27 protein-coding genes are annotated in these 23829 nt (G+C 61.9%); 10 read left to right on the forward strand and 17 right to left on the reverse strand.

From position 1 onward, the window contains the following. Nucleotides 1-14: 14 nt before the first annotated feature. From ABI_RS02450 to rdgB, 6 genes are all read right to left on the reverse strand, one after another. The gene (locus ABI_RS02450; protein WP_006271235.1) at nt 15-1592 is read right to left on the reverse strand and encodes a YifB family Mg chelatase-like AAA ATPase; all 1578 of its coding nucleotides are present in this window, start codon (nt 1590-1592) and stop codon (nt 15-17) included. 188 nt (nt 1593-1780) lie between these two features. Then, nucleotides 1781-2728, reverse strand: coding sequence for a glutathione synthase (gshB, locus tag ABI_RS02455; RefSeq protein ID WP_006271236.1), 948 nt, complete (start codon nt 2726-2728; stop codon nt 1781-1783). Between the two features lie 57 nt (nt 2729-2785). Beyond that, complete coding sequence (locus ABI_RS02460; protein WP_040308512.1) at nt 2786-3163, reverse strand: YraN family protein; 378 nt, start codon at nt 3161-3163, stop codon at nt 2786-2788. After that, entirely contained in the window at nt 3160-4017 is an 858-nt protein-coding gene (gene rsmI, locus ABI_RS02465) for a 16S rRNA (cytidine(1402)-2'-O)-methyltransferase (RefSeq protein ID WP_006271238.1), read from the reverse strand. Before rsmI ends, ABI_RS02460 begins: the two co-directional genes overlap by 4 nt. A 3-nt stretch (nt 4018-4020) precedes the next feature. Next, nucleotides 4021-5157, reverse strand: coding sequence for a radical SAM family heme chaperone HemW (gene hemW, locus ABI_RS02470; RefSeq protein ID WP_006271239.1), 1137 nt, complete (start codon nt 5155-5157; stop codon nt 4021-4023). A 166-nt stretch (nt 5158-5323) separates the two neighbouring features. Continuing rightward, complete coding sequence (rdgB, locus tag ABI_RS02475; RefSeq protein WP_006271240.1) at nt 5324-5938, reverse strand: RdgB/HAM1 family non-canonical purine NTP pyrophosphatase; 615 nt, start codon at nt 5936-5938, stop codon at nt 5324-5326. A gap of 92 nt (nt 5939-6030) precedes the next feature. Between rdgB and ABI_RS02480 the strand changes: the two genes are divergently transcribed. Together ABI_RS02480 and ABI_RS02485 are read left to right on the forward strand one after the other, a co-directional pair. Then, nucleotides 6031-6552 (forward strand): DUF2975 domain-containing protein, encoded by a 522-nt coding sequence (locus ABI_RS02480; RefSeq protein WP_006271241.1) that lies wholly within the window; start codon nt 6031-6033, stop codon nt 6550-6552. 29 nt (nt 6553-6581) lie between these two features. Next, nucleotides 6582-6770, forward strand: coding sequence for a helix-turn-helix domain-containing protein (locus ABI_RS02485; RefSeq protein ID WP_006271242.1), 189 nt, complete (start codon nt 6582-6584; stop codon nt 6768-6770). Nucleotides 6771-6777: 7 nt separating this feature from the next. On the opposite strand, the gene rph is transcribed toward ABI_RS02485, so the two are convergent. Genes rph through ABI_RS02500 form a run of 3 tightly spaced genes read right to left on the reverse strand, consistent with a single transcriptional unit; the run spans nt 6778 to nt 8187 of the window. Beyond that, a complete protein-coding gene (gene rph, locus ABI_RS02490) occupies nt 6778-7530 on the reverse strand; it encodes a ribonuclease PH (RefSeq protein ID WP_006271243.1) in 753 nt (250 codons plus the stop codon). A gap of 59 nt (nt 7531-7589) precedes the next feature. Further along, a complete protein-coding gene (locus tag ABI_RS02495) occupies nt 7590-7889 on the reverse strand; it encodes a hypothetical protein (RefSeq protein ID WP_006271244.1) in 300 nt (99 codons plus the stop codon). Between the two features lies 1 nt (nt 7890). After that, nucleotides 7891-8187 (reverse strand): hypothetical protein, encoded by a 297-nt coding sequence (locus tag ABI_RS02500; RefSeq protein WP_006271245.1) that lies wholly within the window; start codon nt 8185-8187, stop codon nt 7891-7893. Nucleotides 8188-8293: 106 nt separating this feature from the next. Here ABI_RS02500 and hrcA point away from each other — a divergent pair, with 106 nt between their 5' ends. The 3 genes from hrcA to ABI_RS02515 all read left to right on the forward strand — a co-directional run bounded on the left by hrcA (nt 8294) and on the right by ABI_RS02515 (nt 11574). Next, nucleotides 8294-9388, forward strand: coding sequence for a heat-inducible transcriptional repressor HrcA (hrcA, locus tag ABI_RS02505; protein ID WP_006271246.1), 1095 nt, complete (start codon nt 8294-8296; stop codon nt 9386-9388). Between the two features lie 27 nt (nt 9389-9415). Next, complete coding sequence (gene grpE / locus ABI_RS02510; RefSeq protein ID WP_006271247.1) at nt 9416-10033, forward strand: nucleotide exchange factor GrpE; 618 nt, start codon at nt 9416-9418, stop codon at nt 10031-10033. Between the two features lie 179 nt (nt 10034-10212). Then, nucleotides 10213-11574 carry a M28 family metallopeptidase gene (locus tag ABI_RS02515; protein WP_006271248.1) on the forward strand — a complete coding sequence of 454 codons (1362 nt, stop codon included), beginning with the start codon at nt 10213-10215 and terminating at the stop codon, nt 11572-11574. Nucleotides 11575-11634: 60 nt separating this feature from the next. On the opposite strand, the gene ABI_RS24840 is transcribed toward ABI_RS02515, so the two are convergent. Further along, on the reverse strand, nt 11635-11883 hold the full coding sequence (locus ABI_RS24840) for a dienelactone hydrolase family protein (RefSeq protein WP_050808175.1): 249 nt from the start codon (nt 11881-11883) through the stop codon (nt 11635-11637). Beyond that, entirely contained in the window at nt 11862-12575 is a 714-nt protein-coding gene (locus tag ABI_RS24845) for a dienelactone hydrolase family protein (RefSeq protein WP_050808176.1), read from the reverse strand. The genes ABI_RS24840 and ABI_RS24845 overlap by 22 nt, the downstream gene beginning before the upstream one ends. A 433-nt stretch (nt 12576-13008) precedes the next feature. Here ABI_RS24845 and dnaK point away from each other — a divergent pair, with 433 nt between their 5' ends. Together dnaK and dnaJ are read left to right on the forward strand one after the other, a co-directional pair. Then, on the forward strand, nt 13009-14913 hold the full coding sequence (dnaK, locus tag ABI_RS02525; RefSeq protein ID WP_006271249.1) for a molecular chaperone DnaK: 1905 nt from the start codon (nt 13009-13011) through the stop codon (nt 14911-14913). A 201-nt stretch (nt 14914-15114) separates the two neighbouring features. Continuing rightward, complete coding sequence (gene dnaJ, locus ABI_RS02530; protein WP_006271250.1) at nt 15115-16281, forward strand: molecular chaperone DnaJ; 1167 nt, start codon at nt 15115-15117, stop codon at nt 16279-16281. Between the two features lie 109 nt (nt 16282-16390). Here dnaJ and ABI_RS02535 read toward each other — a convergent pair whose 3' ends face one another. Further along, on the reverse strand, nt 16391-17197 hold the full coding sequence (locus ABI_RS02535; protein WP_006271251.1) for a CHAD domain-containing protein: 807 nt from the start codon (nt 17195-17197) through the stop codon (nt 16391-16393). Nucleotides 17198-17356: 159 nt separating this feature from the next. Between ABI_RS02535 and dapB the strand changes: the two genes are divergently transcribed. After that, the gene (gene dapB, locus ABI_RS02540) at nt 17357-18112 is read left to right on the forward strand and encodes a 4-hydroxy-tetrahydrodipicolinate reductase (protein WP_006271252.1); all 756 of its coding nucleotides are present in this window, start codon (nt 17357-17359) and stop codon (nt 18110-18112) included. 37 nt (nt 18113-18149) lie between these two features. Here the strand turns inward: dapB and ABI_RS02545 are convergent, their stop codons facing one another. The 4 genes from ABI_RS02545 to coaBC all read right to left on the reverse strand — a co-directional run bounded on the left by ABI_RS02545 (nt 18150) and on the right by coaBC (nt 21114). After that, entirely contained in the window at nt 18150-18488 is a 339-nt protein-coding gene (locus ABI_RS02545) for a hypothetical protein (protein WP_006271253.1), read from the reverse strand. Between the two features lie 325 nt (nt 18489-18813). After that, nucleotides 18814-19188, reverse strand: a complete 375-nt coding sequence (locus ABI_RS02550; RefSeq protein WP_006271255.1) for a hypothetical protein — start codon at nt 19186-19188, stop codon at nt 18814-18816. A gap of 219 nt (nt 19189-19407) precedes the next feature. Then, the gene (dut, locus tag ABI_RS02555) at nt 19408-19869 is read right to left on the reverse strand and encodes a dUTP diphosphatase (RefSeq protein ID WP_006271256.1); all 462 of its coding nucleotides are present in this window, start codon (nt 19867-19869) and stop codon (nt 19408-19410) included. A 54-nt stretch (nt 19870-19923) separates the two neighbouring features. Continuing rightward, nucleotides 19924-21114 (reverse strand): bifunctional phosphopantothenoylcysteine decarboxylase/phosphopantothenate--cysteine ligase CoaBC, encoded by a 1191-nt coding sequence (gene coaBC, locus ABI_RS02560; RefSeq protein ID WP_006271257.1) that lies wholly within the window; start codon nt 21112-21114, stop codon nt 19924-19926. A gap of 79 nt (nt 21115-21193) precedes the next feature. Here coaBC and ABI_RS02565 point away from each other — a divergent pair, with 79 nt between their 5' ends. Together ABI_RS02565 and ABI_RS02570 are read left to right on the forward strand one after the other, a co-directional pair. After that, the gene (locus tag ABI_RS02565; protein ID WP_006271258.1) at nt 21194-21832 is read left to right on the forward strand and encodes a hypothetical protein; all 639 of its coding nucleotides are present in this window, start codon (nt 21194-21196) and stop codon (nt 21830-21832) included. Further along, entirely contained in the window at nt 21822-22304 is a 483-nt protein-coding gene (locus tag ABI_RS02570; protein ID WP_006271259.1) for a hypothetical protein, read from the forward strand. The genes ABI_RS02565 and ABI_RS02570 overlap by 11 nt, the downstream gene beginning before the upstream one ends. A gap of 6 nt (nt 22305-22310) precedes the next feature. Here ABI_RS02570 and ubiB read toward each other — a convergent pair whose 3' ends face one another. Then, a complete protein-coding gene (gene ubiB, locus ABI_RS02575; protein ID WP_040308515.1) occupies nt 22311-23828 on the reverse strand; it encodes a 2-polyprenylphenol 6-hydroxylase in 1518 nt (505 codons plus the stop codon). Nucleotide 23829: the final 1 nt, after the last annotated feature.

The raw sequence follows: 23829 nt of genomic DNA on the forward strand, positions 1-23829 counted from the left end.
AAGATTAAGTTAGCTCAAAGACGCGACGACGCATGGACTGGCGCCTGTGCAAAACCGGCGGGCGAATCTTCGTTAAACGGCCCAGTGCGACGGTAGACCAGGGCTTCGGCGACGTGGCGGCGCAAGACGGAGCCCGATTGTTCCAGGTCGGCAATGGTTCGCGCCAGGCGAAGCGTCCGTGTCCAGCCGCGTGCCGACAGGCCCGTTTGCTGTGCGGCCTGGGTCAGTAGCGTCTTGGCTGTGGGGTCAAGATTGCAGATCTGCTCCAGGCCCGATCCGTGGGCGGTGGCATTCAGGGCATTCCCCGGGGCGAGGTCGAGGCGATGGGCGCGTTCGGCCTGAAGTTGGCGGGCGGATTCGACGCGGAGACGAACCTCGTCCGAGCCTTCAGCGGGGGCGGGCAGGGCCATGTCCATAGCGGTCACGGCGGGCACATCGATCTGCAGGTCGATCCGGTCCATCAGCGGTCCCGATACCCGGCCCTGATAATCCTTCAGGCAGCGCGGCGCCTTGCCGCAGGAACCGCGGCCGACCCCGCCGTGGCCGCACTTGCACGGATTCATGGCGGCGACCAGTTGCACGCGGGCTGGGTATTTGATGTGGTGATTGGCGCGGGCGACGACGATTTCGTTGGTTTCCAGCGGTTGGCGCAACGAATCCAAAGCCTGGGGCGAGAATTCGGGCAGTTCATCGAGGAACAGCACGCCATTATGCGCCAAGGACATTTCACCTGGCTTGGCGCGGACACCGCCACCGGTCAGGGCGGCCATCGACGCTGAATGGTGCGGGGCGCGAAACGGCCGTTCATTGGTCAGTTCGCCGCGGGCGATCAGTCCCGCCATCGACCAGATTTGCGAGGTTTCCAGCAGCTCCAGGTTTGACATCGACGGCAATATGCCCGGCAGGCGCTGGGCCAGCATCGACTTGCCAGAACCCGGCGGACCTACGAACAGCAGGTTGTGACCCCCGGCGGCAGCAATTTCCAGGGCGCGTTTGGGAACTTCCTGGCCCTTGACCTCCTTGAGGTCCATGGCCTTGTGAGGCTCGGCGCGTTTGCCGCGCACGGGCGGTTCGAGGACAAAATGGCCTTTGAAGTGGTTGATCAGGGCAATGATCGAGCGCGGGGCGAGAATTTTGACATCGCCGGCCCAGGCTGCCTCCGGACCATTGTCGAAAGGACAAATCAGTCCCATGCCGTAGCTCGAGGCGGCGATGGCGGCGGGTAAGGCGCCGGCGACCGGGGCGATGCTGCCATCCAGCTTCAACTCCCCCAGGACCACATACTCATTGAGGGCGTCTTCGGGGAGGATGCCCATGACAATCATCATGGCCAGGGCGATCGGCAGGTCGAAATGGGTGCCTTCCTTGGGCAGGTCGGCCGGTGACAGGTTGGCGACAATGCGTTTGCCCCCCGGCAAAGACAGGCCGACACCTGCAAAGGCGCCGCGGACGCGCTCACGGCTCTCGGCCACCGCCTTGTCACCCAGGCCGACGACCGAGAAGGCGACAGGTCCCTTGGTCAACACCACCTCGGCTTCGACTCGGCGGGCTTCTGCCCCTTCGAATGCGACAGTGGTGATCCTGGCGGGCATATCTTGTGGCTCCTGAGCGCTGAAACTCTAGACCTTGGGTAAGCAGGGGAAATTATCCACAAGCTATGGCAGAGTTTGAGACAAATCAAGAACAAAATGCAAACAAAACCGAAAACACGGTTTTTGACCTTCGTCAAATTTCCGCAAGATACGGATTGTTAACACTTTTGCGACGGTGAGCGATGTTCTCAGGAGGCGAGTTTGGCCTCAATCCGTTCCCACAGGGTCACGCCGACGTCGATGTTTTCGAAGGCTTTCAGCTGCACGGCGCCGGTCGGCGAAGTGACATTGATTTCGGTCAGAAAGTCGCCGATGACGTCGATGCCGACGAACATCAGTTCCTTCTCTTTCAGGACGGGTTTCAGTATTTCGCAGATTTCGCGATCGCGGTCGGTCAGGATCAGGGGCTCAGCGCGGCCGCCGACACGCAGGTTGGAGCGTACCCCGCCTTCGGCCGGGACACGATTGATACCACCGGCGATTTCGCCGTCGATCAGGATGATGCGTTTGTCGCCGGCGCTGACGGCCGGAATGAATTTCTGCAGGATGACCGGCTCGCGGCTGATATTGCCGAACAGCTCGACCAGGGAGTCAAGATTGCGGTCGCCGGCCTTCAGCTTGATAATGCCGTTGCCGGCGGCGCCGTGTAGCGGTTTCAGGATACAGTCGCCATGACGGTCGAAGAAGTCGTTCAACGCCTCGAAATCCGACGAGATGATGGTTGGCGGTTGCAGCCCTTCGAAACGGGTGGCCAGCAGCTTTTCCGGCGCGTCGCGGACCGAGGTCGGATTGTTGACCACCAGGGTCTTCGGATGGATGGTTTCGAGGAAATAGGTGGCGGTGATGTAAGCGATGTCGAAGGGCGGATCCTGACGCATCAGGACCACGTCGATATCGTCAGCTAAATCCAGCTTTTGGTAGTCGCCGGCGGTCACATGATCGCCCTTGACCGGGCGCAGGGTGACCTTGCGGCCGCGGGCGGAGACCCGGCCGTCTTCAAGGGTCAGGTGCTGCGGCTCATAGACCCAGAGTTCGTGACCACGGTCTTGCGCGGCCATCATCAGCAGGAAGGTGGTGTCCGAGGCGATGTTGATCTTCTCGATCGGGTCCATCTGTACGGCAACGCGGAGGGTCATGGGCGGCTTCCTGTCATATCCCGGCTCATATGTGGGGCGCGCTGCGGTAGCGCAAGCCTAAAAGCGTTCGACGGTCTCGAAGGCATCGATGATATGAACCGGCCACCGGCCCGGTGCCAAGGTGTAAAGATCAATACTGAGATCGAGGTGGCGCAGGTTGGGCCGGTTCTGTTGCAGGGCCAGGCCCGCCTGCCAAAGACGGTGCTGCTGTACGGACGATACGGCGATGGCGGCGTCTTCGTGCCGTTGGCGTTGTTTGACCTCGATGACGGCCAGGCGTTTGCCCTTGCGCGCCAGGATGTCGATCTCGCCCTGAGGCGTTTTCAGGCGAAAACCCAGGATGCGGTAGCCCTTCAGCATCAGGTGAACCATGGCAACGTATTCGGCCATGCGACCGGATGTGCGTGCCCTGGCTCCCCGGAGGCTGCGGTTCATTTGCCTTTGAGCTCCAGGGCCATCTGATAGATGACCTTGCGCGGCATACCGAAGACGTCCGCCAGTTGCCGGGCGGCATCCGAAGGTGAATAATGCTCCAGGGCCAGCTTCAGGGCGCCATCCAGCGACTCGGCCGATGGTTTTTCCTCGACCGGCGGAGCGATGACGATGACGATTTCGCCCCTGGGCTCCTGAAGCTTCGGATCGGCGGCCAGGGTGGACAAGGTGCCGCGATGGCCGGTCTCGTACAGCTTGGTCAGTTCGCGGCAGACACAGGCGTCACGGTCGCCAAGAACTGTCACCATGTCGGTCAGGGTATCGTGGACGCGTGGTCCGGTCTCAAAGAAAACCAGGGTCGTCCGTAGACTGACGAATTCACCCAGGAAGGTCTGGCGTGCCGCCGACTTGACGGGCAGAAAACCGGCGAACATGAAACGGTCAGTGGGGAGTCCGGCCAGGCACAGGGCCGCCAGGACGCTGCTGGCGCCGGGGATGGGGTGAATGTGTGCGCCGGCCTCACGCGCGGCTTCGACCAGACGGAAGCCGGGGTCGGAGATGAGGGGCGTCCCGGCATCGGAGATCTGGGCGATGATCTGACCGCTGCGCAGACGATCGAGGATTTCGGGCACCACCTGCGGGCCGGCATGGTCGTCGTATCGGATCAGCTTCTTCTTCAGGTCATAAGCCGAGAGGAGTTTGGCGGCGACACGGGTGTCCTCGGCCAGGACGACATCGGCGGCGCGCAGCACGTCGAGCGCTCGCAAGGTGATGTCGCGCAGGTTCCCGATGGGCGTGGCCACGATATAGAGGCCAGGACTGACGGGTTTGGGCGGCGGGGCGAAAAGGGATTCCATGACCTAGGATAGAAGCTCCATGAGCAGTCTGTCCAGCAGCACACGGCCTTTTGGCGTGGCGCGCAGATGCGTGGGAGTCAGTTCCATAAAGCCGCCGTCTATCAGAGGCGCGGCCTTGACGGGTAGATCCAGAAGTTTGAAGCGGCTTAAGGCCACGCCTTCGGCCATGCGCAGTCCCAGCATGGCCGCCTCTTCCTCAGCTTCCAGCGGAGTCAGGGTTTCGCTTTCGTGACCGACGCCAATGTCAGCGACACGGGCGGTATAGGCCTTCAGCTCGGACAGGGCGGTGGTGGCGTGGCGCTGGCCATCGATTGTCAGACGACCATGGGCACCTGGACCGACGCCGATATAGTCGACACCTCGCCAGATATGAACATTGTGCATCGCCTGAGCATTGATACCGCGAGCGTGATTGGAGACTTCGTAGGCGTCGAAGTTGAGGCGTTCCAAGGTGTCCTGAGTCTCGAAATAGAAGGCTTCGGCAAGGTCCTGGTCCGGTGGTGACCATCGACCGCGGCGCACCGCCCGCCCAAAGGCGGTGGTCTGTTCGATCGTCAATTGGTAGGGCGAGATATGTTCGATGGAGAGGGCTGCGGCGCGGGTCAGTTCTTCGCGCCAGTCATGCGTGGTTTGTTCGGGTCGGGCGTAGATCAGGTCCAGAGACACCCGTCCGAACACGGATTGGGCGGTTTCAATACCGGTAATGGCTTCGCGGGCGGAGTGGTTGCGGCCGAGGAATTTCAGGGCTTCGTCGTCGAGAGATTGGACGCCCAGGGAGAGCCGGTTGATGCCGGCATCGCGGAAGGCGCGGTAGCGGGCGATCTCGGCATCGGTCGGGTTGGCTTCCAGCGTGATTTCGATATCGTCCGTGGACGGAAAGAGCTGTTTGGCCGTGGCGATCAGTTCGGCGGTCCAGTCCGGGGGCAGCAGGGAGGGCGTGCCGCCGCCGAAAAAGAGGCTAACCAGGGTTCGTGGGCCGAGAAGGGCTGACTGGCTTTTCAGGTCGGACAGGATTGAGTCGAACAGGCTGCGTTGCGACGCCTGCCCGCGATCGCGCGTGACGTTGAAATCGCAATAGGGACAGATACGCGAACAGTAGGGCCAGTGGACGTAAAGGGCGATGAAATCTTGACGGATCATCTGCTTAGCCGGCGGCCAGCAAGGCTGAAAATGAAGTAAGAAACCCCACCACCGCACCTCACTCGTTCCGACCCTTGGCCTTTGGCCTCAGGTCTCCACTCATTCGAGCGGTCCCCCTCCCCAACAAGTGGGTAGGAGAAGGGAAAAGCGAGCACGTCTATTTTTCTCAAAACAACGCCGCCCGCAGTTGTTCGAAGGCCAGGTGACGGTGGCTGATGGCGTCCTTGGCGTTGGGGTCCATTTCGGCGAAGGTCGTGTCATAACCGTCCGGGCGGAAAATGGGATCGTAGCCAAAGCCCTTGTCGCCGCGGCCGGGCAGGACGATTTCGCCATGGACCACGCCCTCAAAAACCGCGGCCGGGCCTTCCGGCCAGGCGACCGCCAAGGCACAGGTGAACCAGGCCTTCAGCGTAAAGGCATCCCCTAGCTCTTCGCGGGCCTTGCGCAGCTTGTGGCCGATCACCTCGCCGGCGCGGGTAAAGTCCTTGTCCGGTCCAGCCCAGCGCGCGCTGTAAACGCCGGGATCGCCGTTCAGCGCGGCAATGCTGAGGCCGGAATCGTCGGCCAGGGCGGTCATGCCGGCCTTGGTGGCGGCGTGACGGGCCTTCAGTATGGCGTTGCCGATGAAGCTGACCTCGGTTTCGTCGGGTTCGGGCAGGTTCAGCGACGCGGCGGTCACGACCTCAAACCGGCCGTCGAGCAGGGCGGAAATCTCCCGCGCCTTGCCGGGATTGTGGGTGGCGGCGATCAATTTCTGACCGGGGATCAGGGAGAGGCTCATAGCCGTGCCTTGTACCCCATCAAGGCCAAATGAAAAGGTTGTTTTTTCGCTGCGAACTTGGGAAAAGGGAGGTTGTTCACAAGGGTCTGCCTATGCGATTTCTCGGGCCGCGTTCGATTTCCAGCCTGCTGAAGACGGCGCTCGACGTCGTCTATTACGGCCTGTACGCCATCATCTTCATTTTCGTGCTGGCGGCGATCTGCGTTCTGGTGGTACCCAATATCGCCGCCGAAGTCGTGCGCCAGATGAACATCAACACGGCCCTGAGCGCCGGCTCCCAGGCGGCGATGTTTGTCGCGGTGGCCTTGTCGCTGACCGGCTACCTGATGATCATGCACTGGACGCGCCAGGTGTTTCAGACCCTGGCCGAGGGCGACGTCTTCCACCCCGACAACACCCGCCGGCTACGCTGGATCGGATTCGGTCTGGGGGGGCTTGAGGTGTTCGGCTATGTCGTGCGCCTGTTTGCCGAAGGGATCTTTCAGCTCCATTTCGAGCCGGTCTACGGCCTGCGCGCGGTGACGACCTGGTTCTCGGTCCTGGTGGTGTTCGTGCTGGCCGAGGTGTTCAAGGAAGGCGCCCGCCTGCGCCGTGAAGCCGACCTGACGATCTGACCATGGCAATTCGAATCAAAATTTCAGACATGTTGGCGCGGCGACGGTTGTCGATTGTCGAGCTTTCGGATCGGACGGGGATTTCCGTGCGCGATCTCGAAATCCTGCGCGATCAGAAGGCGATGGCGCTGAGACTCAAGACGCTCGATGCGCTATGCCGCGCCCTGCATTGCGAACCGGCGGATCTGATTGCTTACGGTGAAAACGAGGTCGAGTGAGGGGCGATTAACGCCCCAACACCTGGTTCTGCAGTGCGAACAACTCGCTCGTGCCTTTCAGCGCCAGGTCGTACAAGGTGTCGAATTCCTGCCGGCTGAAACCGCGCTTTTCGCCGGTCGCCTGGATCTCAACGGCATGGCCCGAACCGGTGATAACGAAGTTGGCGTCGGTCTCGGCGTTGGAATCCTCATCGTAATCCAGGTCCAGCACCGGTACGGCCTCGAAGATGCCGCACGAAATGGCCGCCACCTGGTCCAGGAGTGGTGACTTTTCGATGATCTTGTCGGCGACCAGCTTGTCACAGGCCGCGGCTAAAGCCACCCAAGCGCCGGTGATCGACGCCGTGCGCGTGCCGCCGTCGGCCTGCAAGACGTCACAGTCAAGGGTAATCTGACGCTCGCCGAGGGCCTTTAGATCGATCACGGCGCGCATGGAACGACCGATGAGACGCTGGATTTCCTGAGTGCGGCCCGACTGCTTGCCGGTCGCGGCTTCGCGGCGCGAACGGGTGTGGGTCGAACGCGGTAGCATGCCGTATTCCGCCGTCACCCAACCCTGGCCCTTGCCCTTCAAAAACGACGGCACACCGGTCTCGACAGAAGCCGTTACCAGGACGCGGGTATGACCGAACGTCACCAGACACGAGCCTTCTGCATAACGAGTCACACCGGTTTCCAGGGTGACATTGCGCATCTGGTCGGGCTTGCGGTTGGACGGACGGATGGTCTTGAGCGCGGCCAAGGCATCGAAGTGTGACATGAAGAACCTCTTGAAAGCGCGCCTGCCCTAACAGGTCACGGGCCCCATGCAAACTCTTTTTAGAACTGCCGCGGCTTGTCCTGGGCGTTGGGTGGCGGAGAACTGCGTTCGCGTTGCGCCACCGTGCATTCCGGATTGGCACAGACCCAGGTCTCGCTGCCGCGTTTGCCCGTCCGTTCGCCTTCGTCGATGACCTTGTTCGCCGGCACATAAACCATGCTGTCGATTCCTGTGCCACGCGACGACGAGTCGTGCTCGGCGAGAACCGGCATGGGCGCCCGTGCTTCGTCATAGGCCAGATCGGCGCAAGCCGAAACCGACACAGCGAGCAGGGCGAGCAGGGGCAGGCCTTTGCGCATCTCAACTGCCTCCGAGGCGGCCTTGTTCCTGGTCCAAAGGGGTCCGCGTCGTGTAGACCGGCGTCGTGGTCTTGCATTTACGATCGGCGCAGGCAAAACCGCGGTGTTCGTCATCGCGTTCCTGGGTTTGCGCAACCCGCGCCGCAGGGCGAATCAGACCGGCGCGGGTGTCATAAACCTGTTTTCCATCCGACGTCTGAAGCGGCGCATAGGCCGCGGCTTGCGACGGTTGCGGGCCATAGGGTTGTTCCGGTGCGTCGCTGTTCAAAACGGCGGCGAGCAAGGCGGCTTCCAGCATGATAGTCCCTCCCAAGGTTGCCCTATCAACTTCCAACTTTATGGCGAATTAAAGACTCTTGGAAAGGCTATTGGCGTTCCACGCGGACCTTTGTAGAATAAGCCCTATGAAGACCTATCCGCCGCCCACCCTGTCCGGCCTGATGACGTCCGGCGCATCCTTAAGCGAGCTGGATTCCCGCGCCCGGGACATCTTCCGCCACGTCGTCGAAGCCTATCTCGAGACCGGCGAGCCCGTGGGGTCACGCACCCTGTCCAAGGGCGGTGTCCACCTGTCGCCGGCCTCGATCCGCAACACCATGCAGGACTTAAGCGCGCTGGGCCTGCTGTCGGCACCGCATACCAGCAGCGGCCGGATGCCGACGCATCAGGGACTGCGACTTTTCGTCGACGGCCTTCTTGAGGTCGGCGACATCAGCGACGACGACAAACGCGAGATCGAGGGGCGTCTGACCGGCCAGGGCCGCAGCTTCGATGCCGCCCTGCGCGAGGCCTCAAACCTGCTATCCGGCCTGGCCGGGGGCGCTGGATTGGTCACGACGCCGTCGCTGGAATCCGGGGTCAAGCACGTCGAATTCGTCGCCCTCAGCACCGAACAGACCTTGGCCGTCCTTGTCTTCGACGATGGCCGTGTGGAAAACCGCCTGATGCCGGCCCAGATCGGTATGACACCGTCGGTGCTGTCAGAAGCCTCCAACTATCTTAATACCCGTCTGAAGGGCCGTTCGCTGAGCGAGGCGCGGCTTTTTCTGAAGACCGAGTTGGACCAGGAACGCCTGCGTCTCAACGAAACCGCCGCGGCGCTGATTGAGGCCGGTCTCGCCGCCTGGTCTGGCGGCGCCGACGAAAAACGTGCCCTGATCGTGCGCGGCCAGGCCAACCTGTTGCAGGCCTCGGCACTGGAGGATCTGGAACGGGTGCGGTCCCTGTTCGAGGATCTGGAGCAGAAGGAAGAGCTGATCGACCTGCTGGACGACGTGCGTCAGGCCCAGGGGGTGAGAATTTTCATCGGATCGGAATCGAAACTGTTTTCTTTGTCGGGCTCGGCTGTTATTGCAGCGCCCTACATGGTGTCGCCCCGGGCGGGTGGACCCAAGGTCATGGGTGCGATCGGCGTGATCGGCCCGGCCCGGTTGAATTACGCTCGGATCATCCCACTTGTGGACTACACCGCGAAATTGCTGGGCCGCATGCTCGACTGAGCGCGCCCCTTTTGTGACGAGAGAGCTATGACTGACGAAACCGAAGTTCCCGAAACCGCCGGCGAAGGCGATGTGCCAGAAAACTTGAATCCGTCGCTGAAGGCGGCTTTTGACAAGCTGAGCGAGGAAAACACTGCACTGAAAGAACAGGCGCTGCGTTACGCCGCCGAAGCCGAAAACACCAAACGCCGCGCCGAGCGTGAAGCCAATGACGCCCGCGCCTTCGGCATCCAGCGCTTCGCCACCAGCCTGCTGGGCGTCGCCGACGTGCTGCAACGCGCCCTGTCGTCCGTTCCGGGCGAAGTCGCCGATCCGGCGTTCAAGAACTTCGTCGATGGCATCGCCATGACCGAGCGTGAACTGGCCGGCGCCTTCGACAAGAACGGCATCAAGAAGATCAGCCCGCTGAAGGGCGACAAGTTCGACCCGCACCTGCACCAGGCGGTGATGGAACAGCCCTCGACCGAGGTCGAAGGCGGCGCTGTCCTGTTCGTGATGCAGGCGGGTTATGAGCTGTTCGGCCGGGTCATCCGTCCGGCCATGGTGGCGGTAGCCGCCAAGACGGCTGCCGCGCCTACGAAGAACGGCTACGACTCCGGCGCCGGCGAGCCCACCGGCGAAGCGGTGAATACGCAGGCGGAATAATCTCTTTGAAGACTTTCCTTGCTTCTCCTCCCTACGAAGTGGGGAGGGGACCCGAAGGGGTGGAGGGGTATCTTTCTATCGAAAGACCATCCCCTAAGTTCCGCCATTTTAAGTACCGGTTGACGCTTTACCTTTCCGTTCCTAACACTGGGCGCTTCAATGGCTGTTGAGGCGCCCAAATGTTGTTCCGTACCTTCCTGTCCGTATCCGCCGCTTTAGTGATCGTTTCCACCCCGGCCCTGGCCGAACCGTGGAAAGTCAAACAGGAATGGGTCAGCAGCCATACCAGCTTCCTCGCCTCCGAAGCCCTGCAGGGCCGCACCAGCGCCACCCGTGACGAAGCCATCGCCGCCGCCTATATCGCGGCTCAGTTCGAAGCGTTCGGTCTGAAACCGGCGCCGGGCATGACGTCCTACATCCAGACGGCGGCCATCGACCATCCTGAGCTGGACGGCAAGGCGCGCCTGACCGCCGGCGGTGTCGATGTCGCCCAAGGCCAGGGCCTGACCCTCTACTATTCCCACGGCCAGACCATCACCGGCAAGATCGCCGTCGCAAAAAGTAGCGACCCGGCCCAGATGCCGGATGGCGATATCCTGATCATCACCCCCGACGCCAAGTTCACCCTGGGCGCCTGGTGGCGGGCCGCGGTGCAAAAGGGCGTGAAGCTGCTGATCGTGCGCGAAAGCGACGACACCAAAAAACGCATGGAAGGCATTGGCGGCGAGACCATGGTGCCGGCGCGCCTGGTCGAACAGCCGGTCGAAAAGCCCCGTGCCGACATTGCCTTTGTGGCGGCCGACGCCTTCGACAAGCTGATGAAAGCCGACGGTCAGGACATCACCTTTACGGTCGGCCAGGTGAAAAAGCCGCAGCAGATAACCAGCAACGCCATCGGCTGGCTGCAAGGCTCGGACCCGAACGCCGGGGTGATCCTGATTTCGGCCCACCTGGACGCCATCGGCGCCCATGACGATAAGGTGGTTTTGGGCGCCAACGACGATGCTTCGGGTGTGGCGGCGGTGCTGGAACTGGCGCGCGCCCTGTCGGCCGGTGGTCAGCCCAAGCGCAGCGTGATGTTCGTGGCCTATGGCGCGGAAGAGATCGGCCTTCTTGGCTCGCAGTATTTCGCTATGAAGCCCCCGGTGCCGCTGGAAAGCATCGTCGCCAACCTGGAGATCGAGATGATCGGCCAGCAGGATCCGAAAATGCCGGCCGGGGTGATGATGATGACGGGCTTCGACCGGTCGGACTTTGGCGAATCCCTGAAGGCCAAGGGCGCCCTGATCGCGCCGGACCTCTACCCCGAGCAGAATTTCTTCGAGCGTTCGGATAACTACCAGCTGGCCCTGCAGGGCATTGTCGCCCACACGGTGTCGGGCTGGGCGGTGACACCGACCTACCACTCGCCGGATGACAACATTGCCAACCTGAACCTGCCTTTCATGACCCAGGCCATCCAGTCCCTGGTCGAACCGGTGACGTGGCTGGCCAATGGCGACTATACGCCGAAGTGGAAAGAGGGCGGACGGCCGAAATAAGCGTTTGCGAAGTGAAGACGAAGGGGCCTCAGGCCCCTTCACCCCGACACACGACAGCGCTTACAAATACTTGCCAAACCACGCTGTCGCCTTCGCCCATCCGAGGTTCGCCTGTTCGGCGTTGTAACTGGCACGGTAATCGGCATGGAAGCCGTGGCTGGTGCCGGGTAAGATGTCGATATGTGACGGCGTCAGCCTTGCTGCGGCCAGGGCGTCGTTCATCCGCTGCACCGAGGCTACCGGGATGTTGCCGTCGTTTTCGGCATATAGCCCCAGGACCGGGCGGTTCAGTGATCCGGCGATCTCCACCGGCCAGGGACGATTCTCCCCCCCATAAACTGGTCCGGCGCTGGCTTTTCGAGCCGGCCGTACCACGCCACCCCGGCCTTGACGACAGGCATGGTCGCGGCCGCCATCCACACAATGGCGCCACCCCAGCAAAATCCGGTCACACCGACGGATTCCATGTCGGCAAAGCCCTTGTCGCTCAGGACCTTCTTCGGCTGACCGATGTCGGGTCGGCTGTCCAACCACATGCTGGCCGCTTTCAAATCGCCCATCACCTGCTGGTACGACGCGGCCTCGACCAAGGCCTTCACCGTATCGAAATCGGGCGCGGCGGCGGCATTGCCCTTGCGCGCGAAAAAATCGATCGCCAGGGCGCAGTAGCCCAACTGCGCCCAGCGGCGGCAGACATCGCGAATATACTCATGCAGCCCGAACACTTCCGACACCACCAGGATGACCTTGAACTGCCCCTTTTTGGCCGGCATAGCGACATAGCCCGGAATTTTGTACCCGCCCTCATCGCTCAGCGGTGGGATCAGCACATCCTTTGTAAACAAGCCATCTGCAGGGGTGGTGATGGCCTGGGCATTGACGGGGCCGGTGCTCAGCGCGTAGCCGGCAAAGAACAAACCGGCCAGGCCGCGGCGGCTGAGGTGGAAATCGGACGCGAGCGACCCTTCCGGGCGGGTCAGCGGCAATTGCGTATCGGCCATGGCGGTTTTCCTGAACAGTTTAAGCCCTATATACCCCTGCAACGGGTTTTACGCTTTCATTCGCTCAAGGCAAGCGCCGCGAGCCTGTTTTGAAAATTTGGCGGGTTGAGCCGAAAAGGGTTGGTTTCGAGAACCGGAGTGGAGCGTACTTCAGTACGTGAGCACCGGAAGCGCAGAAAACGACCCTTTGCAGGCCGGCCTGACGAATTTGCAATCAGGCGGGCAATAGCCCTAAAAAATTTACGCTATCCCTTGAAGGACAACCAGCCTTCACCATATCGGCTACAGCTTTCGAGCACCCGGTCACGCAGCCCGCTGCAATCGGGGACTTGAAATTTCGTTTGTATTCATCTTAACGGGGATGGACAAACGCGGCGCTTGATTTCAAAAGGCCGCAACGCCCATTCGCCTTAACGGAGCAGATTTAACACCCATGGCTAAAATCATCGGTATCGATTTAGGGACGACCAATTCCTGTGTGGCCGTCATGGACGGCAAAAACCCCAAGGTCATCGAAAACGCCGAGGGCGTGCGCACCACCCCGTCGGTCGTCGCGATCGTCGATGACAGCGAGCGTCTGGTCGGTCAGCCGGCCAAGCGCCAGGCCGTCACCAATCCCGGCAACACCTTCTTCGCCATCAAGCGCCTGATCGGCCGCGCCTATACGGATCCGATGGTCCAGAAGGACAAGGGCATGGTGCCCTACGACATCACCAAGGGTCCCAATGGCGACGCCTGGGTCCGCGCCCATGGCAAGGACTACAGCCCGCAGCAGATTTCGGCCTTCATCCTGCAAAAGATGAAAGAAGACGCCGAAGCCTATCTGGGCGAAACGGTCACACAAGCCGTCATCACCGTCCCGGCCTACTTCAACGACGCCCAGCGTCAGGCCACCAAGGATGCCGGCAAGATCGCCGGCCTGGAAGTGCTGCGCATCATCAACGAGCCGACTGCGGCTGCCCTGGCCTATGGCCTGGACAAGGATACCAACAAGAAGATCGCCGTCTATGACCTCGGTGGCGGTACCTTCGACGTCTCGATCCTCGAAATCGGCGATGGCGTTTTCGAAGTGAAGTCGACCAACGGCGACACCTTCCTGGGTGGTGAAGACTTCGACATGCGCATCGTCGATTACCTGGCCGACGAGTTCAAGAAAGAGAACGGCGTCGACCTGCGTTCCGACAAGCTGGCCCTGCAACGCCTCAAGGAAGAGGCGGAAAAGGCCAAGAAGGAACTTTCGACGGTTGCCCAGTACGACCTGAACCTGCCTTTCATTTCGATGAACGCTTCGGGCCCGCTGCACCTGAATCTGAAGATGACCCGCGCCAAGCTGGAAAGCCTGGTCGAGGACCTGATCTCCAAGACGATCGGCCCCTGCCAGCAGGCCCTCAAGGACGCCGGCCTCAAGGCTTCGGACATCGATGAAGTGGTCCTGGTCGGCGGTATGACCCGCATGCCCAAGGTTCAGGACGCGGTGAAGACCTTCTTCGGCCGCGAACCGCACAAGGGCGTCAACCCGGATGAAGTGGTCGCCCTGGGCGCCGCCATCCAGGCCGGCGTTCTGCAAGGCGACGTCAAGGACGTCCTGCTGCTCGACGTCACCCCGCTGACGCTCGGCATCGAGACTCTGGGCGGTGTCTTCACCCCGCTGATCGAACGCAACACCACCATCCCGACCAAGAAGTCCCAGGTCTTCTCGACCGCCGACGACAATCAGTCGGCCGTGACCATCCGCTGCTTCCAGGGTGAACGCCCGATGGCGGCGGACAACAAGATCCTTGGTCAGTTCGACCTGACCGGCATCCCGCCCGCACCGCGCGGCGTGCCGCAGATCGAAGTCACCTTTGACATCGACGCTAACGGCATCGTCCATGTCAACGCCAAGGACAAGGCGACCAACAAGGAGCACTCGATCCGTATCCAGGCCAATGGCGGCCTCTCGGATAACGACATCGAGGACATGATTAAGCAGGCCGAAGCCAACAAGGGCGAAGACGAGAAGCGCAAGGCGCTGATCGAGGCGCGCAACCACGCCGACGCCCTTATCCACTCGACCGAAAAGTCGCTGAAGGAATTCGGCGACAAGGTCGGCGCCCCGGAGAAGACGGCGATCGAAACCGCCCTGGCCGACCTCAAGGCGGCCAAGGACGGTGAAGACGCCGACGACATCCGCACCAAGACCAACGCCCTGGCCCAGGCGTCGATGAAGCTGGGCGAGGCTATGTACGCCCAGGCCGGCGGTGACGACGACGGCGATGGCCCCAGCGCCCGCGCCGAGGATGACGGCGTCGTGGACGCCGACTTCGAGGAAGTCGACGACTCCAAGAAGAGCGCCTAAGGCACACAGAATGGACGCCCCGCTTACCTTTTCGGATGTAAACGGGGCGTCCACTTCTCTGCCCTGGCCGGCGAGTGGATTTGACTCCCCGCCGTCACTGCATCACAACATCATATCAACAAGTCGACATCAGGCCGTAGAGCCGGTAACGCGCGTGAAAGGCATTTCGCGTAGCGTCTGGCTGACATCGGGGCGTTAAGCATGAGCAAGCGTTGTTATTACGAGGTTCTGGGTGTTGAGCGCACCGCCGACGAGGCGTCGCTCAAGGCTGCCTTCCGCAAGAAGGCGATGGAACACCATCCCGACCGCAACCAGGGTGACGCCGCAGCCGAAGGCCGCTTCAAAGAGGTCAATGAGGCCTATGGCGTCCTTTCCGATGGGCAGAAGCGCGCCGCCTATGATCGCTATGGTCATGCCGGCATGAATGGTCAGTCCGCCGGTGGTGGTGGATTTCAGGGTGGCTCCCAGGGCTTTTCCAATGTCGAAGACATCTTTTCCGAGATGTTCGGTGACATTTTCGGCCAGCAGCGCCGTCCGTCCGGTCCGCAACGCGGTTCCGACGTCCGTTTCGATTACGAGATCACGCTCGAGCAGGCCTATAAGGGCGCCGAGGTCGAGATCACCGTCCCCACTACCTTCTCCTGTGAATCCTGCAAGGGATCCGGCGCCAAGGCTGGTACCAAGCCGTCGACCTGCATGACCTGCGGCGGCCAGGGCCGCGTGCGCACCTCCAACGGCTTCTTCGCCGTCGAACGCAGTTGCCCCGCCTGTAACGGTCAGGGCAGTGTGATCAAGGATCCGTGCCCGGATTGCCGTGGCCACGGCCAGGTTCGCCAGAACAAGACCATGAAGGTCAATATCCCGGCCGGCGTCGATGACGGCGCCCGTATCCTGTTGCGCGGCGAAGGCCAGGCCGGCGGCAAGGGCGGACCCAAGGGCGATCTGTATATTTTCCTGAGCGTCGCCGATCACGAAATTTTCGAGCGCGATGGCCTGGACCTGCATTGCTCGATCCCGGTGCCGATGACCACGGCCATATTGGGCGGGGTTCTGGAAGTGCCGTGCCTGATGGGTGGGCAGAACTGCGACGGCCAGTGCAAGCTGGAGGTGACGGTCCCTGAGGGCGCCCAGACCAACCATAAGGTCAAGCTGAAGGGTCGCGGCATGCCGGGCCTGAATTCGAAGCAGAAGGGTGATCTGATCGTCGAGCTGTTCGTCGAGACGCCGAAACACCTGAATCCGCGCCAGAAGGAGCTGATGAAGGAATTCGCCGCGATCTCTGAAGCGCAATCCTATGCGCAGTCGCAGGGCTTCATGCACAAGGCCCGCCGTTTCTGGGACGACATCACCGGCACCGCAGCTCAGTAAGGGCCGAAGGACCCTTAAACGGGACTCGCGACAGCGCTTTCTTTTCACCTCTCCCCGCCTGCGGGGAGAGGACGAGAGCGGAACGAAGTGAACGCGATCGGGTGAGGTGCTACTCCGAAAGCTCCCCCACCAACCCCTCCATAAATTCCCGCGGCTTGCGGCCATACAGTTCCTGGCCCAGATCCCGCGCCTTATCGGACAGCGCCACTTCCTGCCGCTCGATCACATCGAGAATCTCCACCACCGTCACGCCCGCCGCCCTGACCCGGTCCTGCAAAAGCGACAGGTCGTGATGATGTCCCAACACCTTGGCCAGCTTCTTCAAACGCTTGCGCCAGGCGGCATCCTCCGGCCCGGTCTCCTCCATTGCCGCCAGTGCAAAGCGTAGATACTTCACCTGCTTGCGCCATTCGTGCAGGTCATCAGCCGTCCGGCTGTCGACCGCCTGACCGAACAACCGGCACCCCTCACGGTACAGATGCTTGACCTCGCGCTCCATCCTGACCTTGCCGCGCGACGTATCGAGGAACCGCGCCTGGGCATCACTGACCGCTGCCATCACGGCGCTTAAGCTGGTCGCTGTCTCATCCTGCGGCGGCGCCACCTCCGCCACCTGGCGCAGGATATCAACCCCAAACCCAACCAGAAACGGCTGATCCTTCAGCAGCTTGTCGACGGTCGCCTGAGCCACTTCCGAATTCCGTACGGCGCCGAACGGCCGGCCCAGGTCGCGAAAGAAGCGGTTCTCGCGTTTGAAGCGCTTGACGCCCAGCACAGCCCGCAACAGCCGCAGATAGCTGCGCACCCGTTTGCAGCCCAGGTGAATGCGGTGCGCCCGGTCGTCATCCACGGTCGCGGCGGCGCGCAGAATGCCAGCCAGCTCATCCAGCACCAACCGGTGCAGGTCAAGGGTCACATTGGCGTCGGGATCAAGTCTCAGGAGTATGATGTATTCCGTATAAGGACGGTTTTGATAGTGTGATGCGGAAAATAAAGAAGCAATTTCTGAGATTCGCCTTGACCTGACGGGCACTTCCCCTATCGGTCGAAACCCGGATTTCAGGAGCTTTCTATCATGGCCGCACCCGCCACCCGTTTTGCTGTCAATGGCTACAAGGGCCGCATGGGTCAGGCTGTCATCAAGGTTCTGGACGAAACCAAACACACCATGTCGGCCAAGTACGAAAAGGGCGACATGTTCGACCTGACCCGCACCGATGCGGTGATCGACTTCTCGACGCCGGAAGCCTCGCTGTCTCTGCTGGAAGCCTGCGCCGGCGAAGGGCTGGCACGGCCGCGTCCCCTGGTCCATGTCATCGGCTCCACCGGCTTTACGCCGGAACAGCGCGATGAACTGATTCGCTTCGCCGACGAGGTGGTGATCATCCAGTCGGGCAATTTCTCGCTGGGGGTCAATCTGCTGATGGGGCTGCTGAAACAGGCCGCGGCACGCCTGGCGGCGGAAGACTGGGATATCGAAATCGTCGAAGCCCACCACAGGCGAAAGGTCGACGCCCCGTCGGGGACAGCCCTGATGCTGGGCGAAGCGGCCGCCTACGGTCGCAATGTCCGCCTGGACGAGGTCAAGGTAGCCGCCCGTGATGGCATTACGGGCGCGCGGCGGGCGGGTGACATCGGCTTTTCGGTGATCCGCGGCGGCGGCATTGTCGGCGAGCACAGTGCTGTGCTGGCGTCGGAAGACGAGATTCTGACCCTGTCGCACTCGGCCCGCGACCGGACCTTGTTTGCCCGCGGCGCCATCCAGGCCGCCCTGTGGGGCCGTACCCAAAAGGCCGGCTTCTACGATATGCAGGATGTATTGGGGCTGTAAGAAAAGGACCCGCCGGGTTCAGCGGGCCTAGCGGTCTTTAAGCTTTCTTGCCTTCGAATTTGAGGGCCGTTTTCAGCGAACCCAGCAGGCCTATCGTGCCGTAGGCGATGACCAGCAGGATGAAGAGCTGGACGATGGATTGCAGACGGCTGAAATCCGGGAAATTCATCGGACGACCCAGCAGCGCCGGCCACACGGCCTGAATGGCAAATGCCGCCACGACGGCCAGGGTCGCCTTGAGCAGGTAGCGATCCGGCTTGGGCTGGAGGAAGCCGATGATGATGCCGATAATCAGGACCGGAAGCGGATTGACGCCGTTCAGCGCCGCGTTCAGACCGTCGCTGAGGTCTTGGAAGAAGTTCCAGATATCATTCATTGAGCTGGTCCCTTGTCTGGTTTTAAACACATGGCCGGGTACGCGCCGTTAACTAGGATCGCGGTCGATTTCGGCAAAAAAGCGGCTGCGAGGCGTAAAGAAGCGATACGTTTTAGCGCCATAGGCGACAGAAACGGCCGATTTGCGAAAATTGTCAAAAAGAATCAACGACGTGTAAGCTTGCGGCGACAGGGCGGTGCCAAGAAATCCCCCACCGTCTCATTTGCTAACCGCAAATGATCCACCTCCCCGTATAACGGGGAGGGATAAGATGAGTATATTCAGTATATTAGCACTAACGATGGCGTAGCAATTCGGGAAGGAACTAGTGGCCGTTGGTGCGGGCTTCCGGCTCGCGGGTGCCGAGCGTCAGAGTGGCCTTAACCATATACAGCAGGCGGATGATGAGCCAGGCGATCATCAGCATGGTGAGAAGCTGGATCTGGGTTTCCATCTGGGTGACGTCCGGCCAGATCGGCGTATAGCCCTGGGTCACCGGCCACAGGGCGACCATCAGCACGGCGGGAACAAGGGCAACGAGCGCTTTGAAAATATACCATCCGCGCTGGGGCTGGACGATACCGAAAAAGGCGCTGGTGATCAGGACGGGAATGGGATTGAGCCCGACCAGACTGGCCCTGGCAGCATCCCATAGTGCGAAGCCGAACTGTACAGCGTCGCCGCCGAGATTGTCACTCATAACCCTGCCTCCTCCGCCCCCATGGCGGTCGCTTATCTGAAAGCCTTTGGGCCGGTTCAGCGTGCGTTCTGGCATCTGGCGTGTCGCCGCATCAAGATTCGATACGTTAAACGCGCCTTTCAGGCTGTCCTGCTTCGTTGCAATAGCCTAATGACATAATGTGGTTATGTGATCACAGTTGTGTGTCGGAAGGCGAGTGGTGTTCGCGTGCTTGGCGAGCTAACCTCTCCCCGTCGATCCGAAGCCGCCTTCGCCGCGGGCGGTGGTGTCGAGCGAGTCCTGAACCTCCCAGACGATGCGGGCGTGCTGGGCCACCACCATCTGGGCGATGCGGTCGCCGCGGTTGATGACAAAGTCCTCGCCGCCGAGATTGACCAGGATCACCCCGACTTCGCCACGATAGTCGCTGTCGATCGTGCCTGGCGAATTCAGGCAGGTAATGCCGAACTTGAGCGCCAGGCCCGAGCGCGGGCGGACCTGGACCTCATAGCCGAGCGGTACGGCGATCTTCAGGCCGGTCGGAATCAGGGCGCGGCCCAGCGGCTTAAGGGTCACCGGCGCATCGGCCGCAATGGCGGCACGCAGGTCCAGGCCAGCCGAGCCTTCGGTCTCATAGGCCGGCAGCGGCAGATCGGCGGCGTGCCCCAGTTGCTGGACGAAAGCGGTGGTCTCAACGGTCATGACGGCTCCTGTTACGTTATCACTGGCACGATTCCGCCGCGCGCCACAGGGCCGTCAGCCCAGACGCTTGTGGATATATCGCGCCACGAAGTTGGCGACATCGGCCTTGGTGGTGCCTGGAATGGCGGTGAAGCCGTCGAGATCGGCCAGGCTGACCTGGTTCTTCGCCGAGCCGAAGACATCGTCCGACACGTCATTGGCCAGGATGGCGTCGCAGCCCTTCGACGCCAGCTTGGCTCTGGCATAGGCTTCCAGTTCGCTGGTCTCGGCGGCAAAGCCGATCACCAGTTTCGGGCGGAAATCGAGGTGTTTCGACACGGTTTCCAGGATGTCCGGATTCTTGACGAAGGTGACGCTGAGTTCGGCGTCGGGGCCCTTCTTCTGCTTTTCCGTGGCGGCCTGCTTGGGGCGCCAATCGGCGACGGCGGCGACGGCGACAAAGACGTCGCACGGCAGGGCATTGAGCGAGGCTTCCAGCATCTGGTCTGCTGTTTCAACATCTATGCGGCGGACACCCCCGGGCGCCGGCAAAGCGACGGGACCTGAAATCAGGGTGACGTCGGCGCCCTTGCGGGCCAGGGCTTCGGCGATGGCGTAGCCCTGGCGGCCGGAGCTGCGGTTGGTCATGCCGCGCACAGGATCGAGAGGCTCGAACGTCGGGCCGGCGGTGACGACGATCCTGCGGCCGTTCAATGGGCCTTTATGTGGGCCCAACTGCGACTGGATGGCGCCGAAGATGGCGTCGGGTTCGCTCATCCGGCCCAGGCCGAACTCGCCGCAGGCCATGTCGCCTTCGTCGGGGCCAACGAATTCGACGCCATCCCTTTTGAGGGTCTCAAGATTGCGCTGCGTTGCCGGGTGGTGCCACATGCGGACATTCATTGCCGGCGCCATCAGGACCTTCTTGTCGGTGGCCAGCAAAAGTGTCGAGGCCAGGTCATTGGCCTGGCCGTGGGCCAGTTTCGCCATCAGGTCGGCGGTAGCCGGGGCGACGACGACAAGGTCGGCCTGGCGCGACAGGGTAATGTGGCCCATCTCGGCTTCGGTGGTCAGGTCGAACAAGTCCTGGTGGACCTTGTCATTGCTGAGCGCACCGGCCGTCAGGGGGGTCACGAACTGTTCGGCGGCCTTGGTCAGGACGACGCGGACCGCGATGCCGCCCTTGCGCAGCAGCCGGATCAGTTCGAGGGATTTGTAGGCTGCTATGCCGCCGCCGATGATCAGGAGGACTCGGGGTTCGCTCACGGGTAGCTCCTTTAGATCTGGCTTTTTTGGCGCCGCGCCTTGTGCCATAGGTAGGAAGGACGAGGCAAGGGGGCAAGATATGGGCGGACTTGGGGGCCGGTTCGGTCGCACATTACTGGCTTTGGTTGTCATCGCCGTGACGGTGGGCTGCGATGCCGGGCCGTCGGCGGTGTTGCCCGATGGCGGCGGCGAAACCGTCGTCGTCGAGGAGAAGAAGGCCCCGGTCTGGGCCGAGCGCCAAAAAAACGCCAAGGCCGAGCCGGAAGGGCTGGAACAGGCCTCGATGGCGGTGATCGATCCGCCGGCGGCTGAGTCGGAAGCGCAGAAAGCGTCGAAGGTTGTCATTACCGAGACGCGGTATGGCGACTGGCCGCTGTGGTCGAAGAACCGCAAATATTCGGCCTATGAGAACGCCACCTATCATTATGAAAAGCACGGCGCGGAGTTCGGCGCTGCCTCCTATGACGACTGGGTCGTGAAGGTCCACGGCTTTATCCATAGCCCCCCCAAGGGTACGCAGACGCTTAGGCGCAAGAACGGCGACACGCTGTTTTATGATCCAAAAGGCAATGTCTTTGCGGTGATGACCAAACAGGGCGCGCCGCGGACCATGTTCCGCCCGGATAATGGCGCGGCCTACTGGCAGAAACAGAAGCAGATCGAGGCCGACCGCAAGCTTGGCCGCGATCCGAGTGGAGATGGTGGCGATGGGCGCTGACATCTACTGCTTTATTGAAACCAGCTACGACGGTGAATACTGGTCAAGCTTCGGGAGCCTTTCACCTGCGCAGGACTATGACCTGTTCGGGCTGTTGGCCGGTGTACGCGGTAGCCGTCAGCCGATGATACCGCCACGCGGATTACCATTGGATCTGGCCGCGGAAGCGGCGGTTGCGACCTTCTTCTACATCACGGAAACTGGCGAAGGCGAAGGAGAAACGACGCGGAAAAAAGCTGCGGCTTGGGTGACGGCCGGCGTAAGCCAATGGCGAGACGAGGAGCAGGCGTGGGTCACGCATTACGGCCTGCGCGGCCACAGTTGGATGACGCCGACGGAGTGGCGACGGTGCATCGAACTACCCAGTACATTCGGAGGTTCGCGTGATCCTTCCTACTTTGCCGTCGCTGCCGCCATGGAAGAGTTCGAACGCCGTGGTTTGAAAGTCCGTGTCGTTTTCTGGTTCGACTGATAGTTGCTATCGTACAGCCACCCAAATAATCACGCCCAGCGAGATCACTGACACGATCAGCGCAATCAGGCCGAAGGTACGGCCTTGCTGGGCCACCACCTTCAGGGCCTCAAGCTCCAGGTATCCGCGGCGGGACGTCCCCGCTTCGCCGTCGTCGTCCAGGCGCAGCTTATGGACCAGGCGCTCGAACAGGCGCCGGGCTTCGACCACGGGGGACAGTTCGCGCGAGATCCAGGCGCGCACCACCGGGCGGGCGGCTTCCCACAGGTTATGTTCGGGGTAGATGCGGCGGGCTACGCCTTCGACGCTGACCATGGTCTTTTGCAGCAGCACCAGTTCCGGGCGCAGGTGCATCTCGAACTGGGCTGTGATTTCAAAGAGCTGCGACAATAGCCGGCCCATGGAGACTTCGGTGGCCTGGCGGCCGAGAACGGGTTCACCGACGGCGCGCAGGGCCTGGGCGAAGCTGTCGACATTCTGGTGCGCGGGCACGTAGCCGGCTTCGAAATGGACCTCGGCGACGCGTTTGTAGTCGCGGCGCAGGAAGCCCCACAGCATTTCCGCCAGATAGCGCCGCTCCTTGGGGCGCAGCCGGCCAATAATGCCGAAATCGATGGCGGTCAGCTTGGCCGGAGCGGCGACGAAGAGGTTGCCTTCGTGCAGGTCGGCGTGGAAGACGCCGTGGTCCAGGGCCTGGCTGAGGAAGGCGCGGATCAGATTGTCTGCCGTTTCCTTCTTGTCGAGACCGGGTAACTCCAGGGCTTCGGGACGGCTCAAGGGGATGCCGTCGGCCCATTCAATGACCAGGACTCGGCGCGAGACGTGATGCCACACGATTTTGGGCGCCTTCATCCACGGCTCTTTGTTGATGATCTGACCCAGTTCGTCGGCGGCCGAAGCCTCCAGACGCAGGTCCAGTTCCAGCAGCAGCGAGGTCGCCACGGTGGCCACGAAGGCCTCGGGCTCCAGGCGTTTGGCGGACGCGAAGAAGAAGGCAACGATGCCGGCGCCCAGGGTGAGCATGGCGATATCGGCGGCGATGATGCGTTCGATGTTCGGCCGCAGGATTTTGACGGCGACCTTGCGGCCGTCCTTCATCTTGGCTTCGTGGGCCTGGGCGATCGAGGCCGAACCGATGACATCGCCGAACTCGGCGAAGATTTCGCCGGGAGGGGCGCCCAAAGACTCGAGAATGGTGGCCTCGGCGACTGACTTCGGAAAGGGCGGCAGGCGGTCCTTCAGGTGGGCCAGGTCGCGGGTGAAGCGTTCGCCGAAGATATCGCCGCGCGTCGACAGGATCTGGCCCAGCTTGATAAAGGCCGGTCCCAGGTCGTGGAAGGCCTTGGCGTAGCGTTCGCCGGCGCGTTCCTTCGTTTTTTTCGCGAAGATTGCGCGTAAAGCGCCGGCCAGGAAGCGAGGTATCGGCGGCAGGAGGTGCTCGGTTTCCTTCGGCAGCAACGCATCATGGCGCAGCAGGATCATGCCGGTCCGGATCAGGCGTGCCCAGGAGTCCAGTGATGCCACG

This window comes from Asticcacaulis biprosthecium C19 (genome assembly GCF_000204015.1).
GTDB lineage: Bacteria > Pseudomonadota > Alphaproteobacteria > Caulobacterales > Caulobacteraceae > Asticcacaulis > Asticcacaulis biprosthecius.

What these genes read in the sequence shown, in the direction of transcription:
- ABI_RS02450 (WP_006271235.1), bottom strand. Translation starts at nt 1,592, where the DNA reads ATGCCCGCCAGGATCACCACTGTCGCATTCGAAGGGGCAGAAGCCCGC.
- hrcA (WP_006271246.1), top strand. Translation starts at nt 8,294, where the DNA reads ATGAAGACCTATCCGCCGCCCACCCTGTCCGGCCTGATGACGTCCGGC.
- rph (WP_006271243.1), bottom strand. Translation starts at nt 7,530, where the DNA reads ATGTCACACTTCGATGCCTTGGCCGCGCTCAAGACCATCCGTCCGTCC.
- ABI_RS02460 (WP_040308512.1), bottom strand. Translation starts at nt 3,163, where the DNA reads ATGAACCGCAGCCTCCGGGGAGCCAGGGCACGCACATCCGGTCGCATG.
- gshB (WP_006271236.1), bottom strand. Translation starts at nt 2,728, where the DNA reads ATGACCCTCCGCGTTGCCGTACAGATGGACCCGATCGAGAAGATCAAC.
- ABI_RS02480 (WP_006271241.1), top strand. Translation starts at nt 6,031, where the DNA reads ATGCGATTTCTCGGGCCGCGTTCGATTTCCAGCCTGCTGAAGACGGCG.
- grpE (WP_006271247.1), top strand. Translation starts at nt 9,416, where the DNA reads ATGACTGACGAAACCGAAGTTCCCGAAACCGCCGGCGAAGGCGATGTG.
- ABI_RS24845 (WP_050808176.1), bottom strand. Translation starts at nt 12,575, where the DNA reads ATGGCCGATACGCAATTGCCGCTGACCCGCCCGGAAGGGTCGCTCGCG.
- ABI_RS02500 (WP_006271245.1), bottom strand. Translation starts at nt 8,187, where the DNA reads ATGCTGGAAGCCGCCTTGCTCGCCGCCGTTTTGAACAGCGACGCACCG.
- hemW (WP_006271239.1), bottom strand. Translation starts at nt 5,157, where the DNA reads ATGATCCGTCAAGATTTCATCGCCCTTTACGTCCACTGGCCCTACTGT.
- dut (WP_006271256.1), bottom strand. Translation starts at nt 19,869, where the DNA reads ATGACCGTTGAGACCACCGCTTTCGTCCAGCAACTGGGGCACGCCGCC.
- rsmI (WP_006271238.1), bottom strand. Translation starts at nt 4,017, where the DNA reads ATGGAATCCCTTTTCGCCCCGCCGCCCAAACCCGTCAGTCCTGGCCTC.
- dapB (WP_006271252.1), top strand. Translation starts at nt 17,357, where the DNA reads ATGGCCGCACCCGCCACCCGTTTTGCTGTCAATGGCTACAAGGGCCGC.
- ABI_RS02570 (WP_006271259.1), top strand. Translation starts at nt 21,822, where the DNA reads ATGGGCGCTGACATCTACTGCTTTATTGAAACCAGCTACGACGGTGAA.
- ABI_RS02485 (WP_006271242.1), top strand. Translation starts at nt 6,582, where the DNA reads ATGTTGGCGCGGCGACGGTTGTCGATTGTCGAGCTTTCGGATCGGACG.
- ABI_RS02515 (WP_006271248.1), top strand. Translation starts at nt 10,213, where the DNA reads ATGTTGTTCCGTACCTTCCTGTCCGTATCCGCCGCTTTAGTGATCGTT.
- ABI_RS02545 (WP_006271253.1), bottom strand. Translation starts at nt 18,488, where the DNA reads ATGAATGATATCTGGAACTTCTTCCAAGACCTCAGCGACGGTCTGAAC.
- ABI_RS02565 (WP_006271258.1), top strand. Translation starts at nt 21,194, where the DNA reads ATGGGCGGACTTGGGGGCCGGTTCGGTCGCACATTACTGGCTTTGGTT.
- dnaJ (WP_006271250.1), top strand. Translation starts at nt 15,115, where the DNA reads ATGAGCAAGCGTTGTTATTACGAGGTTCTGGGTGTTGAGCGCACCGCC.
- dnaK (WP_006271249.1), top strand. Translation starts at nt 13,009, where the DNA reads ATGGCTAAAATCATCGGTATCGATTTAGGGACGACCAATTCCTGTGTG.
- ABI_RS02550 (WP_006271255.1), bottom strand. Translation starts at nt 19,188, where the DNA reads ATGAGTGACAATCTCGGCGGCGACGCTGTACAGTTCGGCTTCGCACTA.
- ABI_RS02495 (WP_006271244.1), bottom strand. Translation starts at nt 7,889, where the DNA reads ATGCGCAAAGGCCTGCCCCTGCTCGCCCTGCTCGCTGTGTCGGTTTCG.
- rdgB (WP_006271240.1), bottom strand. Translation starts at nt 5,938, where the DNA reads ATGAGCCTCTCCCTGATCCCCGGTCAGAAATTGATCGCCGCCACCCAC.